This is a genomic window from Pseudomonas sp. BF-B-26 (assembly GCF_019956495.1).
Taxonomy (GTDB): domain Bacteria; phylum Pseudomonadota; class Gammaproteobacteria; order Pseudomonadales; family Pseudomonadaceae; genus Aquipseudomonas.
Genome location: NZ_JAHBDP010000071.1, coordinates 34,865 through 53,271, shown reverse-complemented (window position 1 = coordinate 53,271; position 18,407 = coordinate 34,865). Strand labels below are relative to the sequence as shown.

Sequence of the window (18,407 nt, the reverse complement as noted above, 5' to 3'; positions counted from 1 at the left end):
CCCATGCCCGACGCCTATCTGCCCGCCACTGAGTTTCTATCGTCCATCGATGAGGACTGGCGTCGCCACATCGCCGCCGTGGGCCCTTGCCTGCATCAGCCCCATGCGGCTCGCGATCCTTATGAGTCGCTGGTGCGGGCGATTGCCTACCAGCAACTGCACGCAAAGGCCGGGGATGCGATTGTCGGTCGGCTACTGGCGTTGTTTGGGACGGGTGCGTTCCCCAGGCCTGAACAGATTGTCGCGACCGGGTTCGATCAACTACGCAGTTGCGGGTTTTCCGCCAGCAAGATCGCGACCATTCAGGGCATTGCCCAAGCGGCGCTGGACGGTGTGGTGCCGGATTACGCCACAGCACTGGCCATGGAGGATGAGGCGCTGATCGAGCGGTTGATTACCTTGCGTGGGGTTGGGCGCTGGACGGTTGAGATGTTGCTGATCTACAGCCTGGAACGGCCGGATATTTTGCCGGCCGATGATTTCGGGGTGCGTGAGGGGTATCGGCGGATGAAGGGGCTGGAGGTGCAGCCGACGCGCAAGCAGATGATTGAGATCGGGTTGGCGTGGAGTCCTTATCGGACGGTGGCTGCCTGGTATTTGTGGCGGATGACCGGCAAGTAGACCGCGTTATCGTTCTTCGCGAGCAGGCTCGCTCCCACAGGGGAATGCATTTCAAATGTGGGAGCGAGCCTGCTCGCGATGGGGCCTGCACAGCCACCGCATATCCGACGCCATCACACTCACTTATGGGCAATGACTTCCCCCAAACCCGACGCAGGTTACCCGGCGACGCGATTCTCGTACCGGTGGAGGGGCGCTGAAGGTCTAGGCTGTCTTGGGTAAGTTCCAGACCTGTCGGAGGTTCCCATGCAGCTCGAAGGTTCCTGCCATTGCGGCGCGGTGTCGTTCAGCTTGACCAGCGCCCACCCCTACCCGTATCAGCGTTGTTATTGTTCGATCTGTCGCAAGACTCAGGGCGGTGGCGGCTACGCGATCAACTTGGGTGGCGATGCCGACAGCCTTAAGGTACGCGGTCGCAAGCACATCGCGATTTATCACGCACGACTCAAGGACGAAGGTGATAAACGCGCCCACAGCAGCACCGCCGAGCGGCATTTCTGTTCGCTGTGCGGTTCAGGCTTGTGGCTGTTCAGCCCCGAATGGCCGGAGCTGATTCACCCGTTTGCCTCTGCCATCGACACCCCACTGCCGGTGCCACCGGAGCACACGCACTTGATGCTCGGTTCCAAGGCACCGTGGGTGGAAGTCGAGGCGCATCCTGGGGATCAGCAGTTCGACGTCTATCCCGAAGAATCCATCGCCGAGTGGCATGAGCGCCTGGGTTTGAGCCGCTAAGCCGGTTCACAGTCGTTGACATTTCGACGGTGCTGGCCGTGCAGTATCTGGCCAACAATGCGGCGGACAGCGGCGGACAGCGGCGGATGCAGGCTTCACTGGCTGGGCAGGTGGTGTACACCTTTTGACGTTGCGGTATTGCCGATGGCCTCTTCGCGGGCAAGCCCACTCCCACAGGGGTTTGTGCCGGTCGCATAATTTGAGTACGACTCGAAAGCGTCAGGCGGCCGCTGGCACACCGCTGTGGAAACGAAACTCCACATCCGGTGACTCGATCAGCTCTTGCTCGGCGGCGCGGACCTTGTCGATCACCTGGGCGATGTCCTTGGCGTCACCGTACTGGTAGGCCAGTTTCAGGTAACCCTGGAAATGCCGGGCCTCGCTCTTCAGCAGGCCGAAATAGAACTTGCCCAGCTCTTCGTCCAGATGCGGCACCAGCGCTTCAAAACGCTCGCAGCTACGGGCTTCGATAAAGGCGCCGACCACCAGGGTGTCCACCAGTTTGACCGGCTCGTGGCTGCGCACCACTTTGCGCAGGCCCGAAGCGTAGCGCCCGGCGGACAGCTGACGCAGTTCGATCTTGCGCTTTTTCATCAGGCGCATGACCTGTTCGTGGTGCACCAGCTCTTCCCGGGCCAGACGCGACATCAGGTTGATCAGATCGACGTGAGAGTGGTACTTGGCGATCAGGCTCAACGCGGTACTGGCGGCCTTGAATTCACAGTTTTTGTGATCGATCAGCAGGGTTTCCTGATCAGCCAGCGCGGCCTGAACCCAGCCATCGGGGGTGCGGCAGCCGAGGAACTCGTGAATTTCGGGAAGGATCATGGGGCTCACGGATAAGAGGTTCAACATCGAAGGGCGCCGATTATACCGGCCTGCCGGCAGACCACCAGTCGCGACCGTTGATATACATCAAGTCCCGAATGGCCAGCCAGCAACTATAGTTGTCCAACGCAGTATTTTTTACTTCATGGAGATCCCGATCATGCAAGCCATTCGCAGCATTCTGGTGGTCCTCGAACCTGAACACTCGGAAAGCCTGGCGCTCAAACGGGCCAAGCTGATTGCCGGCGTGACCCAGGCTCATCTGCATCTGCTGGTCTGCGACCGCAAGCATGACCACAGCGGCATGTTGGGCGTGCTCAAGGCCTCGCTGATCGAAGACGGCTACAGCGTCACCACCGAGCAGGCCTGGAACGAAAGCCTGCACGAAACCATTGTCGATGTGCAGCAAGCTGAAGGCTGTGGACTGGTGATCAAGCAGCATTACCCCGACAGTCCGCTGAAAAAAGCCCTGCTGACCCCGGCGGACTGGAAACTGCTGCGTTACTGCCCGACGCCGGTGCTGCTGGTCAAAACCTCGAAACCGTGGACTGGCGGGGTCATACTGGCGGCAATCGATGTCGGTAATACCGATGCCGAACACCGCACCTTGCACGCTTGCATCGTCGATCACGGTTACGACATCGCCAGCCTGGCCAAGGCCCATTTGCACGTGGTCAGCGCCCATCCGTCGCCGATGCTGTCGGCGGCCGACCCAACGTTGCAACTCAGCGAAACCATCGAGGCGCGCTATCGCGAACAGTGCAAATCGTTTCAAGCCGAGTTCGACATTGATGACGAGCACCTGCATATCGAGGAAGGTCCGGCGGATGTGTTGATTCCGTTCATGGCCCACAAGCTGCAGGCGGCGGTGACGGTAATCGGTACCGTGGCTCGGTCCGGGTTGTCAGGGGCGTTGATCGGGAATACGGCGGAGGTGGTGCTGGATGCGGTGGAAAGCGATGTGCTGGTGCTGAAGCCGGATACGATCATGGATCATCTGGAGGAGATCGTTACGCAACATTGAGATTTGCGGCGTCGGATAGATAGCCTTCGCGAGCAAGCCCGCTCCCACAGGGGGTTTTGTGAACGCCACAGATTTAATGTGGGAGCGGGCTTGCTCGCGAAGCTCTTAAGAATCAGCCGCCGAACGCGTCTTTGAGAAAACCCGGCGCAATGTAGCGCTGGTAATGCGCCTCGGAGAGCAAAAAGAACTCCCGATCAATGGCATCCCGCAGTTCCGGCAGGTTCCAGTCGCGAAACTCCGGCATCAGCACCATCCCGTAGGCTTCCAGGTTATTGATGACCCGCGCGCCCCGGGCGATCAACTGGTACGCCCAGCAATATTCCGACTGATGCGGCACAAAGCGGATCTTGCGCTGCTCCAGCTGCAGGCGCAGGCGCTGGGGATCGAAAACTTCAAGCTTGCTGGCCATCACCTGGGACAGCAGCAGCTCAAGACGCAGCCACACCGCGCGCTTTTCCTCCTCGTTGTAACCATTCCAGTTGATCACTTCATGGTGGAAACGCTTGCAGCCACGACACACCAAATCACCGTAAACAGTGGAGCAGAGGCCGACGCAGGGGGTCTTGATGGTCTGATTGGGCATAGGTTGGGAGAGCACGGGAAAGCAGAACAGGTCGGCATGTTAGCCCTTTGTCTAACATTGATCACCCCTCAAAGTTAAAGGCCTAACTTACCTTTAAATTTTTTTTGCCGTAGAATCAGCCAGCCTTTTAAGGCGCCAATGTCCGTTAGAAGCTGTTTTCAAAGCGTCACGAGCACAGTCGTTCCTTCAGAGCGGTGTTGGCGAAGGGTTTTTCCAGCGGGGAAAAACCCAACGCCAACCCTCATCAGCTCCCCGTTCTGCAGGCGTAAAACTTTGAAAGCAGCTTCTGTAAGGAATTGTCGGTAATTCTGGCTAAGCGGCCCACAACGCCACGCAGCGCATGAGTACGGCAATTTCGGGATGAGCGTCCCGGACACCCATTTGGGACCACTGATGAGGGTAATAACTGTGCTTGAAGCCTACCGCAAACATATCGAAGAGCGTGCAGCACTGGGTATCGTTCCCCAGCCGCTAAACGCCGAACAAACTGCAGGCCTGGTCGAGCTGCTGAAGAATCCCCCGGCTGGCGAAGAAGCTTTCCTCGTTGACCTGATCACCAATCGCATTCCGCCAGGTGTGGACGAAGCAGCCTATGTAAAGGCCGGTTTCCTGTCTGCCCTCGCCAAAGGCGAAGCAAAATCCCCTCTGATCGACAAGAAGCGCGCTGTTGAACTGCTCGGCACCATGCAGGGCGGCTACAACATCGTGACGCTGGTTAATCTGCTGGACGACGCCGAACTGGCGCCAGTCGCTGCCGAAGAACTCAAGCACACCCTGCTGATGTTCGATGCTTTCCACGACGTCGCTGAAAAAGCCAAGAACGGCAACGTTCACGCTAAAGGCGTGCTGCAATCCTGGGCTGACGGCGAGTGGTTCAAAAACCGCCCTGTCCTGGCCGACAAGATCAGCCTGCGCGTGTTCAAGGTCACCGGCGAAACCAACACCGACGACCTGTCCCCTGCTCCAGACGCCTGGTCCCGCCCGGACATCCCGCTGCACGCCCTCGCCATGCTGAAAATGGCCCGTGAAGGCATCGTGCCTGACGCCCAGGGCGTCACCGGTCCGATGAAGCAGATCGAAGAAATGCGCGGTCAAGGCTTCCCGATCGCCTACGTCGGTGACGTGGTCGGTACCGGTTCTTCGCGTAAATCCGCCACCAACTCGGTGCTGTGGTTCTTCGGCGACGACGTTCCTTTCGTACCGAACAAGCGTGCCGGCGGTTTCTGCTTCGGCAGCAAAATCGCTCCGATCTTCTACAACACCATGGAAGATGCTGGCGCACTGCCAATCGAATTCGACGTCACCAACATGCACATGGGCGACGTGATCGACCTGTACCCGCATGCTGGCAAAGTCTGCAAGCACGGCACTGACGAAGTCCTGACCACCTTCGAAATGAAGACCCCGGTGCTGTTGGACGAAGTTCGTGCTGGCGGCCGTATCCCGCTGATCATCGGCCGCGGCCTGACCGACAAGGCCCGTGCTGAACTGGGCCTGGGCCCTACCGACCTGTTCAAACTGCCTGAAGCACCTGTCGACACCGGCAAAGGCTTCACCCTGGCGCAGAAAATGGTCGGCAAGGCGTGCGGTCTGCCAGAAGGCAAAGGCGTTCGTCCTGGCACCTACTGCGAACCGAAAATGACCACCGTGGGTTCTCAGGACACCACCGGTCCGATGACCCGTGATGAACTGAAAGACCTGGCGTGCCTGGGCTTCTCGACCGATCTGGTGATGCAGTCCTTCTGCCACACCGCGGCTTACCCTAAGCCGATCGACGTGACCACCCACCACACCCTGCCAGACTTCATCATGACCCGCGGCGGCGTTTCCCTGCGTCCGGGCGACGGCATCATCCACAGCTGGCTGAACCGTATGCTGCTGCCGGACACCGTCGGTACTGGTGGTGACTCGCACACCCGTTTCCCGATGGGCATTTCGTTCCCGGCCGGTTCCGGTCTGGTAGCGTTTGCCGCAGCCACTGGCGTTATGCCGCTGGACATGCCGGAATCGATTCTGGTGCGCTTCAAAGGCAAAATGCAACCGGGCGTCACCCTGCGTGACCTGGTTCACGCCATTCCTTACTTCGCGATTCAGGCTGGCCTGCTGACTGTCGAGAAGAAAGGCAAGAAGAACGCCTTCTCCGGCCGCATCCTGGAAATCGAAGGCCTGGACAACCTGAGCATCGAGCAAGCGTTCGAGCTGTCCGACGCCTCGGCCGAACGTTCGGCTGCCGGTTGCACCATCAAGCTGTCGAAAGAGTCGATCACCGAGTACCTGAGCTCCAACGTCACCCTGCTGCGCTGGATGATCGGCGAAGGCTACGGCGATGCGCGCACCCTGGAACGTCGTGCTCAAGCGATGGAAGCCTGGATCGCCAACCCTGAGTTGATGGTTGCCGATGCTGACGCCGAATACGCTGAAATCATCGAAATCGACCTGGCCGACATCAAAGAGCCTGTGCTCTGCGCGCCGAACGATCCGGACGACGCCCGTCTGCTGTCCAGCGTTGCTGGCGAGAAGATCGACGAAGTGTTCATCGGTTCGTGCATGACCAACATCGGTCACTTCCGCGCTGCCGGCAAGTTGCTGGATCAGGTCAAAGGTCAGCTGCCAACCCGTCTGTGGCTGTCGCCGCCGACCAAAATGGACGCTCACCAGCTGACCGAAGAAGGCTACTACGGCATCTACGGCAAGGCCGGCGCGCGCATGGAAATGCCGGGCTGCTCGCTGTGCATGGGTAACCAGGCACGTGTAGAGCCGAACTCGACTGTGGTGTCGACGTCGACCCGTAACTTCCCGAACCGTCTGGGTGACGGCGCGAACGTCTACCTGGCTTCGGCCGAGCTGGCGTCTGTTGCTTCCATCCTGGGTCGCCTGCCGACCGTCGAGGAGTACATGGAATACGCTGGCAAGATCGACAGCATGGCGGCTGATGTTTACCGCTACCTGTCCTTCGACCAGATCGCCGAGTTCCGTGAAGCTGCTGCGAACGCCAACATCCCGGTCGTTCAAGCCTAACGCTGCAACGCAATAAAAAACGCCGCCCATCGTGAGATGAGCGGCGTTTTTTTATGCCTGCATGAAGACCAAATGTGGGAGCGGCGGTGCGACGATTCGACTTGCTCGCGAATACAGTGTGTCATTCGATGGTCATGTTGACTGACACACCGTATTCGCGAGCAAGCCCGCTCCCACAGGTTATGCGGATGACTTGAGTGCTTGTTGCACTGCAACGTCGACGCTCAAATCACTGAAGATCACCTGTGCTCGCTCCTGCGCCGGCAACTTCGACAGTACGGCCTGAGCCTGATGCTTGAGCCGCGCCAAAATCAGCTGTTTGTCCTCAGCCCGTACCTGCAAAAAGAACGCCTCCAGCGCCTCGATGCTGGTGCCATCCAGGTCAGGCGTCTCTTCCAGACTGAGAATAATCGTATGAACCGGCGTTAACGCGTGGCGGGCCAGATGCAATGCACCGCCGAGAATGCGCTCCACGTTCGCGAAAAATAACGCTTCGCTCGGTCTGACGATCAGCACACCGGGGATCTCGCGGGCCTGAGGGTGGCGCTGCAGATCGACAAAATCATGACCGCTGCCTATCCGCCCCAGCACCTGAATATCCGCCGATGACATTTGTTTCAACATCAGCACCACACTGATCACCACCGCCACCAACAGACCGTCCAGTACCCCCAACACCAGCACCGCCGCCACGGCACAGATCACCAGCAGACGGTCACGGCGCCAAATGAAATAACGGCCCAAGGGCTGCAGGCTCAAGCCACGCCCCAATGCGTAAATGACAATGGCCGCCAGCACCGGCTCGGGGGTCAGGGCGATCCAGGGCAACACCGTCAAGACGATGAGCAACACCACCCCCGCCGCTACCGCACCCGCCAGACGCGAGCCGGCACCCGCCGCCTCATTGGCCGCGGTCGCCGAGTAACCGGCGCCCGCCGGCATGCCATGAAACAGGCCCGACAGCAGATTGGCCGCGCCGAGTGCCAGCAGATCGCGGTTCGAGGACACACGGTCGCCGTGCTTTAGCGCAAACGAGGTGATCGATCCGTAAGACTCGGCATACAAAATCATCAACATGGCGAACGCCAATTCGCCCAGGCGCAGCCAGTCGGTAAACGGCAGCACGGGAAGACGAGGGACTTCCAGGCTCAGATCAATCACGCCGATCAGTTTCACCCCGTAGGCTGGCAAGTCCAGCCATTGGCCCGCCGCGATGCCGAGCGCCACCACCAGCAAACCTCCCGGCAAACGCCTGACCCGCGCGCACAGCCACAGCACCAGCAAGGACACCGCCGCCACGAGGGCGCCGACCCGGTTCCACTGCGGTAATTGCTCAAACAGCTGCGGCAGGAAACGGATCAGGTTGCCATTGCTCAAGTGCACATCGACGATGCTCGCTACTTGCTTGAGGATGATCGTCACTGCCAGGCCGAAGGCAAAGCCTCGCAGCACCGGTTTGGCAATAAACGACGTCACGCTGCCGAGTTTGAACAACCCGGCCAGCAGGAAAAATCCGCCCGTCACCAGCACCAGACCGATCGCCAGGGTCATGCGCAGGCCCGAGTCACCATTGGCCAACGTGGCTGTGGCGGCGGCGAGTACCGCTGCCGAAGACGACGTAGCAGAAACGATGGCAAAGCGACTGGTACCGAACAGCCCGTAGCACAGCAGACCAGCAAATAACGCAATGACACCCGCCTGTGGCGGCAACGCGGCAATGCTTGAATAGGCGACCGCCTCGGGCAACAACAACCCGGCAATCGACAACCCGGCCACAACGTCCAGCCAGCGGTTTGGCCTGTCGGCACGGGGTTGCGCCGATGCGCCGTGAGCACCTGCCATAAAGCGTCTCCAGAGAAAGGGGCAATCCTGCGGCAACCGGTCTACGACGCGCTGATGCAGCCGCAAGCTTAGCCGCTAATCCCATGGGACGTGTGCGCTGGATCAGGGGCGTGCGTTCTCCAATGCAAAAAAAACGCCGTCCATCGTGAGATGAGCGGCGTTTTTCATGCCTGCAAGATTTGCACTAACCCCCGGTGGGAGCGGGCTTGCTCGCGAAGGCGGTGTGTCAGCCAGCAGTTAGGTGACTGACACACCGCCTTCGCGAGCAAGTCGAATCGTCGCACCGCCGCTCCCACAGGGTTATTGCGTGTCAGCCAGTGGTTGGCTGACCTGTGATTCAAGCAGTCAGCGAATAGATCAACGCCGAAATTGCCACCAGGCCCACCGCCGTCACGAAGACGTTGGAAGCCTGACCGCGATAACGCGCCATGGCCGGAACCTTGCGGATCGCGTACATCGGCATCAGGAACAGGATCGCGGCGATGATCGGGCCACCGAGGGTTTCGATCATCCCCAGAATGCTCGGGTTCAGCGTAGCAACGATCCAGCAGACCACCAGCATGAAGGCGGCAGTCATGCGATCCAGGGTCTTCGGTGCCGGGCGCTTGCCACTCTTCACGATCAGACCTTTAAGACCTTCGCTGGCGCCGATGTAGTGGCCCAGGAACGACTTGGAAATGGCCACGAACGCAATCAACGGCGCCGCGAAGGCGATGGTCGGGTTGCTGAAGTGGTTGGCCAGGTACGACAGGATCGACAGGTTCTGCGCCTTGGCTTCCGCCAGTTGTGCGGGCGACAGAGTCAGCACGCAACTGAACACGAAGAACAACACCATCACCACCATCAAGAGATGGGCCCGGGACAGGATCTGCGAGCTGCGCTCTTCGGCGTGATCGCCGTAACGACGTTTCTGGTCCACCGCGAACGCCGAGATGATCGGCGAGTGGTTGAACGAGAACACCATCACCGGAATCGCCAGCCACAGCGTGTGCAGCAGTGCCGACGGTTCTGGCAGCGTCGATGCGGTGGCGAGGATGCCGCCGTTCCAGTGGGGAATCAGGAACACCGCGAGGAACAGCAGCGCAACAATGAACGGATAAACCATCAGGCTCATGGCCTTGACGATCGCCTGCTCGCCGCAACGTACCACCGCCAACAGGCCGAGGATCAGCACCAGCGACAGCACGGCGCGCGGTGGCGGCATGATGTGCAGTTGATGCTCGAGGAAACTGCCCACGGTGTTGGTCAGGGCCACGCTATAGATCAGCAGGATCGGGAAGATCGCGAAGAAGTACAGCAAGGTGATCAGCGCGCCAGCCTTGATCCCGAAGTGCTCTTCCACGACTTCAGTGATGTCCGCGCCTTCGCGTCCGGACAACACAAAACGGGTCAGGCCACGGTGTGCGTAAAACGTCATGGGGAACGCCAACACCGCCAGGACCAGCAACGGCCAGAAGCCGCCCAGACCCGCGTTGATCGGCAAAAACAGCGTGCCAGCCCCGATGGCCGTGCCAAACAGGCCCAGCATCCAGGTGGTGTCATGGCGATTCCAGCTCTCAAGCGTCGCTGGTGTCGCCGATACATAGCGTTCGTCGACGCTATTGGCCTGATCATTCATCCGGTGGGATCTCCGCATTCCGGTCAGTTGCTACCCGGTCAGGACGAGTCGGAAAAATCCGACAGGCAGCGCCCTGGCCGAAACAGGGGCGCGATTGTCCGGGATTAATGAGCAGAAGCAAAGACTTAGCTGAGGAGTGGTTGTGCGGATCAGATCCATTGGCACACTTTATTAAATAGATGTTTTAAAAAATCTATTCAATAAAAGAATGCCGTCATGTAATTTCGATGCTCACTGCTGACCGTCAGCCCTTACTTGCGGAGCCCTCTCATGCCACTCGTTCGCGTCGACATCAAGAAGCATCAAGACCCGACTTACGCCAAACGTGTCGGGCAATTGATCTACGCCGCCATGCACAGCGCCATTGGCGTGCCGCAGAACGATAACTTCCAGATTCTTGCCGAGCACGACGAACAGCATTTCATTTTTGATCCCGGTTACCTGGGCATCAATCGCACCGACAATCTGGTGGTGATTCAGATCACCTTGAGTGAAGGCCGCACCATCGAGCAAAAGAAACTCCTCTACAAAACCATCGCCGAGAGCCTTAACGCGGAACTGGCGGTGCGCCTGGAAGATGTATTCATCAATCTGGTGGAGGTAAAGAAAGAGAACTGGTCGTTTGGCAATGGCATAGCCCAGTACGCCAGCTGATTTCTACCTTTTATATAGCTGTGAGCCGCCAATGCCCCGAGTCTCCCGCAAACAAGCCGAACTCAACCGCGAGATCATCGTCGAGGCCGCCACCCGTCTGTTTCGCGAACGCGGCCTGCACGGGATCAGTGTCGTCGATGTGATGGCCGCGGCCGGCCTCACCCATGGCGGGTTCTATGGCCACTTCGAATCCAGGGAAGCGCTGGCAAAAGAAGCGTGCAGCCGGGCGTTCACCCAATCGATGGAACGCTGGAAGCAGAAAATAGAAGACAACGACGACAGCCTCTCGGCCCGCGAGAGCATCATCGCGCCCTACCTGTCCGCGGCCAATCGCGATAATCCGGGCGAAAGCTGCCCGGTGACCGCGTTTGCCGGCGACATGTGCCATGAAACCGCTGAAAGCGGATTGCACCAGACCTACACCCAAGGACTGGAGGCATTGTTGCAGATGCTGACACCGCTGATGGGCGCGGATCAGCCCGACACCAATCGGCAAAAAGCGTTGGTGGACTATTCGCTGATGGTCGGCGCCCTGACCCTGGCCCGCGCCACCCGGGGTGACGCCTTGTCCGATGAAATTCTCGACGCAGCCCGGACATTTCTCACCTCGGACACGGCCGTTGACACAGCCGCGACGCCGCAACGCTGAACGGTGCCTTCGCAAAGGTGTTGAACACCGTGGAGATGTAAGCGCTGCGGAAACGCTCCTACACTGAGGTCGAAGGCCATAAGCCTGCTATCGTTGGTAGATGCCAAACCGTCGCGGAATCAGCCATTTGAAGCAACGTTTTCAAGCCTCTTTCGAGCCCCGACTTTCCGATGTCCACAGGAGCCCAGCATGCCTGCAACCGTTCTGGTACTGGTTGAAACCATCAATGAGTACCTGCCGATTCTCGAACATCAGGGGTTTCACCTGATTCTGGCTCCGACACCCGCCGAGCGCGCCGACGCCATCACACGGCATGGCGCCCGGATCGATGCGGTGCTGACCCGCGGCCCATTGGGCCTGTATGCCGACGAAATCACCGCCCTGCCCAATCTCAAGATCATCTGCGTGATCGGCGCGGGCTACGAACACGTCGACCTGCAAGCTGCCGCCAACCGGGGCATTACGGTCACCAATGGCGCCGGCGTCAATGCCTCTTCCGTCGCCGACCATGCCATGGCGATGCTGCTGTCGTTGGTGCGTGACATTCCCCGTTGCGATGCCGCCGTGCGCCGGGGTGAGTGGCCGAAAATCATGCGCCCTTCCCTCGCTGGCAAACACCTGGGTGTCCTGGGGCTCGGTGCGGTCGGCATGGCCATCGCCAAACGCGCCGCCCACGGCTTCGACATGACAATCAGTTACCACAACCGCCAGCATCGCAGCGATGTGCCGTACAGCTTCCGCTCGACGCCCACCGAACTGGCACGGGAATCAGACTTTTTGGTTGTCGCCACCCCCGGCGGGCTGGGCACCAAACACTTGATCAACCGACAGGTACTCGACGCCTTGGGCCCCCAGGGCTTCATCGTCAACATCGCCCGAGCCAGCGTGATCGTCACCGCCGACCTGATCAGCTCGCTTGAGCAGCGACGCATTGCCGGCGCCGCACTGGATGTGTTCGATGCCGAACCTCATGTGCCGGACGCACTCAAGGCGTTGACCAACGTGATCCTGACGCCCCATGTCGCGGGGCTGTCCCCGGAGGCAACGCAAGGGACTGTTGAACTGGTCGGGAAAAACCTGGTGGCGTTCTTTTCCGGTCAGCAGGTGTTGACGCCCATTGCCTTGCCCACACCGATCATGGCCATGCCAATTCGCTGATCAAAGGACGCCCAACAGCGTCCACAGGCGCCGGGATTCGGCATCGGCCGAGATCAGTTCGCCCAACAGTTCGCTTAGAGGTTTGTTGCCCCACTCCACCCCGCGCTTGATCAAGTACGGGACAGGGCTGTGGGGTTCGGTGCGCGCCAGGTACTCGGCAATCAATAGCAATTGTCGATACGCCTCGTCGCGACTCGCCGGCTCGCGAAACACCTGAGGCGCCGATGTCGCTTGCGGCAAATCGACAGGTCCGGACGCCGCCACGGGTGGCGCCCCGACAGGTACCTCGGTTGACTGTCGTGGGTGCATGGCAATGAACTCCTGGACCAGCGTCAATAGCGCCTCGATCACGTCCTGCAAGGCTTTGAAGCCCGGGGCCTGAGTACCGAGATAGGCATCGCTCCAGCCTTCCAGCCGTTGCAGATGTTGCAGGCTCATCAGCAGACAGCCCTGGCTGTGCAACCAGAATGACAGGGGCGTTGCACGAATCTGTTCGGTAAGTTTTTTCTGTTCGCTGCGCGCAGTTTCCGCCGAGGCTTTCGCCGCCTTGCTGTCATTGACCAGCACCTGTTGCACCTGCAAACGCCGCCAGGCATCCAGACACAAGCCATCGAATTCGCTGTTACGTGGATCGAGCAACGGCACTCGGGTCAGTAGCACTTCACTGTAGCGCCGGGACAGCCATTCAAGCGGTATTACCCGCCATGACTGATCACCGTCCTCAGCCTGAGGATGAAGATGCTCGGGATAGCGTTCGCATAACCCGGCAACCAGCGCGAGACTGCCCGGTAACCCTTCCAGCCCGTCCTGATGCAACCAGGCCTCGCCGAGCCAGGCGCTGAGCATCAGGTCCTTGCTGCGTTCCAGCAGCAAGGTCGTGGTCAGTTTTTCCAGTTCCGGCCATTGCGCCCGTTTGATCGACGACTGCCAGACGCCCGTCGGCAGGCTCGTGTCGTCCTCGCGGCGCAGTTCACGCGCCTGGTCGAATTCACGTTCATAGCGCAAATCCTGACCGCAAGGTGCCTCCTCGCTGATCGGCTCTAGCAACCGGACAATCAGTTCCGGTAACGGTTTTGAAGGCAGGCTCACAGTCCCTCCTCATTGTTCACCAGATTCGCGGTCGCCCCTGTCACCATGAACGGCGAACGCGGCGCTCGGGTGGGCAGCGGCTGAATGGATAGCGGCAGCTTCGAGCCCTGGGTCATCAGCGACAGGCGAACAAACATCAGGGTCTGCTCAGCAGTGGCGGTCTGCGCCGTTACCGGCAAGCGCAACGTCAGCGGAAAATCGGTGTAATCCATATTCGGCTGGCGCTGCACCGACTGGTGCGAACGGATCAATCGCAGCAATGACCACGGACCGCCGTACTCCCAACCGGCTTCAAGATCGCGCACGACCAGGCTTGGCTGCAACGGATCGTTGGCCGGGCGCTGGTAGCCGTTTCTGGCCCAGCGCAAGGTCAGCCGGACGGGTTGGCCGACCATCCAGCGCAGGTTCGGCTGGGCCTCGCCGGGGTAGCTGATCTGTTGATTGCCGGCATCCAGCCCCCAGGCAATCACTTGATCGGCACCGCGCTCCTCCTCTCGATCGGTGCGCCAGCGCACGTCCATTTCAACGCCGAGGATGCCGCTCTTGTCCCGCACAAATAGCGGGCTCAGCCAGGTACTGGCCTGCTTCAAACGGTTGAGAAAATCCTCGGCGGCCAGGCGCTCCGGCGTCTGACTGAGCTGCAATCCGGCCTGGGCCACGGGCAAACGCTTGTCGATCAGTTCGAGGAAATGCTGAACCCGCGCAGGGTCCGCGTCGGAAGCCTGAATACCATTGGCAAACGGAAAGCGCTCGGCCAGGTACTGGTTGAAATAGTTGGCCACATCGTTCCACGCCGCCGATGCCTGCCGCTGTTGCAGGTACTGACAACGTTGCATGGCGCTTTGCTGCAGTTCCAGGGCGCGCATGGCCAACGTCCCGCGCCCGCCGGACAGGCTGACGGTTTGCAGCACCTGGACGCAGGACGTGGCATCCATTTCGATGAAGTCGCGGCTCACCAACTGCTCGATCTGGGCCGGCGAACTGGCGGGGTTCTGGTCCTTGTACTTGAGCAGTTCATCGTTGAGCGCGCTGAATTGTGTCACCCGCTCGTAATCCAGCGCCGAGAGATTCTGCTGCTGGGTTTTCAACCACTCCAGCGCCGAGGTGCGTCGTTCGGTGATGCCCAGCATGGTATTGAATTGCTGTTTGAGACTCAGCTTCAAATCCTGCACGTCGCTGGCGCCATACAGTTGCAGACCGAGGTTTTTAGAGCCGTCCCACTGGCTGATTTCAGTGCGCTCGCTGAAGAGCGGCTGGGCGACGATTTCACCCAGGCCGTCGACCACCTGGTTCAGTGCGCGTCGGTTCAAGGCGCTTTGCAAACGCGTCGCCAGGTCGCTGCGGCGCAACTCGACAAAGGCTTTCTGCAAGGCCACCGCCTGAGGCGCCTGTACATTGAACACCCCGTCGGCAGGAGACTGGTCATTGTGCTCCTTGAGGCTCAACCACATGGCCTTGGCCGCCGCGCCTTCGGCGGCTTGCAACAAGGCACCGCGATAATCCGGCGGGATACGCGGCAGTTCTTCGGCGGCGTAACTCTTGTAACTGGCGAAATAGTTCAGCGCGCCGTTGAGGTCATCGCCATCGACATTCTGGCCCTGCATGTCGCTGGCATCCGACTGATCCGCACGCAAGGCAATGGCCACGAAGTCGCGTTTGAACAGGGCCTGCACCGCGTTGTTCAACTGGCTGACATGCTCTTGTAACGTCAGTTGCCCGCTACCTTGTTGCACCAGCAAGTTGCCTCTGGTCCCTGCCTGAGCGATCCACTGATCGCGAAAACTCTGCTGCAACTTCGACGCTTGCTGATCCAGTTGCTGTTCGACCTGCGGACCGAGCAAGATGCTCTGGCGCACCTTGTCCATCATCTCGCGATAGCCAGGTACCAGATCCTGGCCTTTGCCGCGGCTCCATGCCGAGTTGGTCAGGCCGATCAGCGCTTGCAGGTCGTCGATCAGCGCCCGCAGGTCCTCAAGCTCAGTCAGGGAGTTGCCACTGCCGACCTCGAGCCGCTCCAGGTGCAACTTGAGATAACCGGCCTGGCGCACGAAGTTGTCCGCGAGAAAGTACTGGTCCAGCCAGCGTTCCATGAGCCCGGAAAAGTTTTCCTCTATCGTCGAGCGCTCCATGACCAGGTCCAGCGGTTTGAAGTCGCCGCCATCGGTATCGAGCAACACCCGGTTGTAAAAACCGGCATGGCGCAATGTGCCGACATTGAGGTTCAGGGACAACGCGTTGTTGCTCAACAATGCCAGGTCTTCAAGCGGCGCCTTGGGGTTGTTCAGCGCCTGATTGAACCATTGATTCTGTTGCTCAAGACGTACCGCGCGCGCCACCAGATCTTTGGCCTTGGCATAGTTCTGCCATTGGGCCGGGTCTTCGCTTTCGACGTTGCCACGTCGCTCCGTATTGCGGATGGCCTTGAGTTGCACCAGTTCCGCGCTCAGCAGGCTGTGCAATGGCTGCAACAAATGGCTCTGGGCGGTCAAGCGCAGTTGATTCTCCAGTTGCATGTCCAGGGATGAGAACCAGGAGGTGGGAAACACCACGCGAGTAAAACTCCACTGCGGGGCCTTCTCCAGAACTCGCCAGAAACCCTGGACGTTGCGCCGGGTCGACTCCAGTCGATGAGACTCATCCGTAACCGCCACGTAATTCTTCTGCGCGCCTTGCAGCAGGCGCGACAGTTCATGAGCCTCCTTGACCGAGTCCTGCCAGACCCACAGCATGCTCACGGCCCAGACCACACCGACCACCAGCGCCACCACACCGGTCAATCGCTGCCAACGCTGACGCAGGCGCAACAGTCGGGGCACGACCTGGGCCACCCCCCGTTCGGCGACCACACGCCGTTGCCACAATTGCCGGGCAAACGTACTTTGCTGCAATCCGGTGTCGTAGGCCGAAAATCCGTTGAGAGCGTCCTGCGCAGGCTGGTTGGCGGTGAAATAAACCCCTCGAAAACGCGGCGCCTCACCTTGGGCATTGCCCTGAAAAACCGGTTCCAGCAGGGTTTGCAGGTTGCGCCTCAAGGCTTCAAGACGTTCTGGCAAACCAAATAGCTCGCCACTCAAATGGCCGGACAAGGCACCGATTTCGATGATTGACTCCGATAAGGCGCGGTTAACCTGATCCAGCGCCTGATCACTCCATTGCGCTTGCCAGGTCGCATCGGGGCCATGGGGTGAGGACCAGCCCAACACCTGCTCGCGGGTTTCGACCGGCAGTGCTGTGATCAACTCTTGAAAACCCGGCAGCTCTTCCATGCCGGTAATGACCACGTACACCGGCAGGCTCAGGCCGAACCGTTGCAATAGATCGATGAACCGTCGGCGAGCCGCCAGGCCCAGGGTCGCGGCCTGTTCGGTATTGCCCAGGCGACTGACCGGCACGGTCCAGATCACCCCGTCCAGTGGCCGTCTGCTACGCAAGCGCAAGATCAACCCCAGCAAGCGCCACCAGCCGCCCCTTTGCAGGTTCATGCCTTCATCCGGCAGAAACAGCGCCTGTGGCACCACCAATACCGCGCCTTCGGAGTCCGACCACCAGCGCCCGAACCAGGCCGGTTTGTCCGTCGGTTGCAGGTGCCACTGACTGCATAACTGCGTGCCCTGGGTTTCGTTGCCGAGCATCAGCAACCATGGAATCTGGTAGCGGTCCTGAGCGCCCTGCTCCTGCTCCATGTGCCGCACCGAGGCATAAAAACTGCGGATCGCCGCTCCGCTCTGGGTGCGCAACCACCAGACCGCCACCCCGATAATGCTCAGCACCAATAGCACGGCGATGACCAAGCCGATAATCTCCAGGGTGCTCATGAGTCTTGCTCCGAGGTGGCAACCGAATCGGTCATCTGCAAAACCGGTTCGAGCTCCTGGCGAATATCCCGCCAGAACAACTGGCCGAGTCCGGTCAGCAACAGGATCATGGCGAGTATCCCCAGGCCCAGGCGAAAGCCATCGGGCAACGACTGACGCACGGGCAACTGCACCGGCGGCACGGCCGAAGGTTGCGCGAGCCTGGCGCTGACATCGACATAATCCGCTTCGTGCTGCCAGGCAAAGGTGAACAACGCCAGGCGTAATTTTTCATGTTGAGCCTGACTCTGCTCGCCCCGCAGCCGCCCCTCAAACCCTAATACCAGGCACTGCAAATAGACATTGGCGAGGTCGCGGGTGGTGGGAATCTGCTCGTCCAGCAACGTCTTGATGGCCAACGGCAGCCTCTCACCGGCCTGCCGGCTGGCGTACATCCTCGACTCCAGGGGTTTTTCCTGCCAGGCGGACTGGCCCGGCCACGGGGTAAACAACAGGGTTTCATCGATCAGCGCGACAAAGGCATAGACCAGCGCCTTGACCTGTTCGGTCGCGGCGTCGCCGACCCGAGCGAATGCCGTTCGCCACAGCCGCTGGGAAATTTGCGTAGACAGTTCGACCACGGCCTCCACCAGCGCCTCGTCGTCATTGTCCTTGGGTAACTGGTTCCATTCCTCGGACCATTGCAGCCAGGCCTCGCGAAAGGCACTGCTCAGCGGTGCTTCGTGGAGGCCCCGTGTACCCGTCCCGGCATTCCCCTCAGACATATGACGCCC

14 protein-coding genes and 1 pseudogene are annotated in these 18,407 nt (G+C 60.0%); 8 read left to right on the top strand and 7 right to left on the bottom strand.

The window, feature by feature from the left end; translation table 11 throughout:
- Positions 1 to 3: 3 nt before the first annotated feature.
- The 3 genes and pseudogenes from KGB03_RS14230 to KGB03_RS14220 all read left to right on the top strand — a co-directional run.
- Entirely contained in the window at positions 4 to 621 is a 618-nt protein-coding gene (locus KGB03_RS14230) for a DNA-3-methyladenine glycosylase family protein (protein ID WP_223527330.1), read from the top strand.
- Between the two features lie 246 nt (positions 622 to 867).
- Positions 868 to 1,356: a GFA family protein gene (locus tag KGB03_RS14225; protein WP_192409498.1), complete on the top strand. Its 489-nt coding sequence runs from the start codon at positions 868 to 870 to the stop codon at positions 1,354 to 1,356.
- A gap of 20 nt (positions 1,357 to 1,376) precedes the next feature.
- A pseudogene (locus KGB03_RS14220) lies at positions 1,377 to 1,484 on the top strand (MipA/OmpV family protein); the annotation flags it as partial.
- A gap of 91 nt (positions 1,485 to 1,575) precedes the next feature.
- Here the strand turns inward: KGB03_RS14220 and KGB03_RS14215 are convergent.
- Positions 1,576 to 2,184, bottom strand: a complete 609-nt coding sequence (locus KGB03_RS14215; RefSeq protein WP_046032069.1) for a tRNA-(ms[2]io[6]A)-hydroxylase — start codon at positions 2,182 to 2,184, stop codon at positions 1,576 to 1,578.
- Between the two features lie 160 nt (positions 2,185 to 2,344).
- Between KGB03_RS14215 and KGB03_RS14210 the strand changes: the two genes are divergently transcribed.
- On the top strand, positions 2,345 to 3,208 hold the full coding sequence (locus tag KGB03_RS14210; RefSeq protein ID WP_223527329.1) for a universal stress protein: 864 nt from the start codon (positions 2,345 to 2,347) through the stop codon (positions 3,206 to 3,208).
- Positions 3,209 to 3,320: 112 nt separating this feature from the next.
- Here KGB03_RS14210 and KGB03_RS14205 read toward each other — a convergent pair whose 3' ends face one another.
- Complete coding sequence (locus KGB03_RS14205) at positions 3,321 to 3,791, bottom strand: DUF1289 domain-containing protein (RefSeq protein WP_008149863.1); 471 nt, start codon at positions 3,789 to 3,791, stop codon at positions 3,321 to 3,323.
- 408 nt (positions 3,792 to 4,199) lie between these two features.
- On the opposite strand from KGB03_RS14205, the gene acnB reads away from it, so the two are divergent.
- The gene (gene acnB, locus KGB03_RS14200) at positions 4,200 to 6,809 is read left to right on the top strand and encodes a bifunctional aconitate hydratase 2/2-methylisocitrate dehydratase (RefSeq protein WP_218537910.1); all 2,610 of its coding nucleotides are present in this window, start codon (positions 4,200 to 4,202) and stop codon (positions 6,807 to 6,809) included.
- Positions 6,810 to 6,989: 180 nt separating this feature from the next.
- On the opposite strand, the gene KGB03_RS14195 is transcribed toward acnB, so the two are convergent.
- Both KGB03_RS14195 and KGB03_RS14190 read right to left on the bottom strand, forming a co-directional pair.
- On the bottom strand, positions 6,990 to 8,651 hold the full coding sequence (locus tag KGB03_RS14195; protein ID WP_223527328.1) for a SulP family inorganic anion transporter: 1,662 nt from the start codon (positions 8,649 to 8,651) through the stop codon (positions 6,990 to 6,992).
- 337 nt (positions 8,652 to 8,988) lie between these two features.
- Positions 8,989 to 10,269 carry a serine/threonine transporter gene (locus KGB03_RS14190; RefSeq protein ID WP_223527327.1) on the bottom strand — a complete coding sequence of 427 codons (1,281 nt, stop codon included), beginning with the start codon at positions 10,267 to 10,269 and terminating at the stop codon, positions 8,989 to 8,991.
- Between the two features lie 270 nt (positions 10,270 to 10,539).
- On the opposite strand from KGB03_RS14190, the gene KGB03_RS14185 reads away from it, so the two are divergent.
- From KGB03_RS14185 to KGB03_RS14175, 3 genes are all read left to right on the top strand, one after another.
- A complete protein-coding gene (locus KGB03_RS14185) occupies positions 10,540 to 10,923 on the top strand; it encodes a tautomerase family protein (protein WP_111452275.1) in 384 nt (127 codons plus the stop codon).
- 31 nt (positions 10,924 to 10,954) lie between these two features.
- Positions 10,955 to 11,572, top strand: coding sequence for a TetR/AcrR family transcriptional regulator (locus KGB03_RS14180; RefSeq protein ID WP_218537876.1), 618 nt, complete (start codon positions 10,955 to 10,957; stop codon positions 11,570 to 11,572).
- A gap of 189 nt (positions 11,573 to 11,761) precedes the next feature.
- Positions 11,762 to 12,730, top strand: coding sequence for a 2-hydroxyacid dehydrogenase (locus KGB03_RS14175; RefSeq protein WP_111452272.1), 969 nt, complete (start codon positions 11,762 to 11,764; stop codon positions 12,728 to 12,730).
- Here the strand turns inward: KGB03_RS14175 and tssA are convergent, their stop codons facing one another.
- From tssA to KGB03_RS14160, 3 genes are read right to left on the bottom strand one after another with little or no spacing between them, the layout of a single operon-like run.
- Positions 12,731 to 13,819 carry a type VI secretion system protein TssA gene (gene tssA / locus KGB03_RS14170; protein ID WP_218537875.1) on the bottom strand — a complete coding sequence of 363 codons (1,089 nt, stop codon included), beginning with the start codon at positions 13,817 to 13,819 and terminating at the stop codon, positions 12,731 to 12,733. It lies immediately after the preceding gene.
- Complete coding sequence (locus tag KGB03_RS14165) at positions 13,816 to 17,634, bottom strand: type VI secretion system protein (protein WP_223527326.1); 3,819 nt, start codon at positions 17,632 to 17,634, stop codon at positions 13,816 to 13,818. The genes tssA and KGB03_RS14165 overlap by 4 nt, the downstream gene beginning before the upstream one ends.
- Complete coding sequence (locus KGB03_RS14160; protein WP_218537873.1) at positions 17,631 to 18,398, bottom strand: DotU family type IV/VI secretion system protein; 768 nt, start codon at positions 18,396 to 18,398, stop codon at positions 17,631 to 17,633. The genes KGB03_RS14165 and KGB03_RS14160 overlap by 4 nt, the downstream gene beginning before the upstream one ends.
- Between the last annotated feature and the right edge of the window lie 9 nt (positions 18,399 to 18,407).

Coding starts and splice junctions, on each gene's coding strand:
- KGB03_RS14230 (WP_223527330.1), top strand. CDS start 4: ATGCCCGACGCCTATCTGCCCGCCACTGAGTTTCTATCGTCCATCGAT.
- KGB03_RS14225 (WP_192409498.1), top strand. CDS start 868: ATGCAGCTCGAAGGTTCCTGCCATTGCGGCGCGGTGTCGTTCAGCTTG.
- KGB03_RS14215 (WP_046032069.1), bottom strand. CDS start 2,184: ATGATCCTTCCCGAAATTCACGAGTTCCTCGGCTGCCGCACCCCCGAT.
- KGB03_RS14210 (WP_223527329.1), top strand. CDS start 2,345: ATGCAAGCCATTCGCAGCATTCTGGTGGTCCTCGAACCTGAACACTCG.
- KGB03_RS14205 (WP_008149863.1), bottom strand. CDS start 3,791: ATGCCCAATCAGACCATCAAGACCCCCTGCGTCGGCCTCTGCTCCACT.
- KGB03_RS14195 (WP_223527328.1), bottom strand. CDS start 8,651: ATGGCAGGTGCTCACGGCGCATCGGCGCAACCCCGTGCCGACAGGCCA.
- KGB03_RS14190 (WP_223527327.1), bottom strand. CDS start 10,269: ATGAATGATCAGGCCAATAGCGTCGACGAACGCTATGTATCGGCGACA.
- KGB03_RS14185 (WP_111452275.1), top strand. CDS start 10,540: ATGCCACTCGTTCGCGTCGACATCAAGAAGCATCAAGACCCGACTTAC.
- KGB03_RS14180 (WP_218537876.1), top strand. CDS start 10,955: ATGCCCCGAGTCTCCCGCAAACAAGCCGAACTCAACCGCGAGATCATC.
- KGB03_RS14175 (WP_111452272.1), top strand. CDS start 11,762: ATGCCTGCAACCGTTCTGGTACTGGTTGAAACCATCAATGAGTACCTG.
- KGB03_RS14165 (WP_223527326.1), bottom strand. CDS start 17,634: ATGAGCACCCTGGAGATTATCGGCTTGGTCATCGCCGTGCTATTGGTG.
- KGB03_RS14160 (WP_218537873.1), bottom strand. CDS start 18,398: ATGTCTGAGGGGAATGCCGGGACGGGTACACGGGGCCTCCACGAAGCA.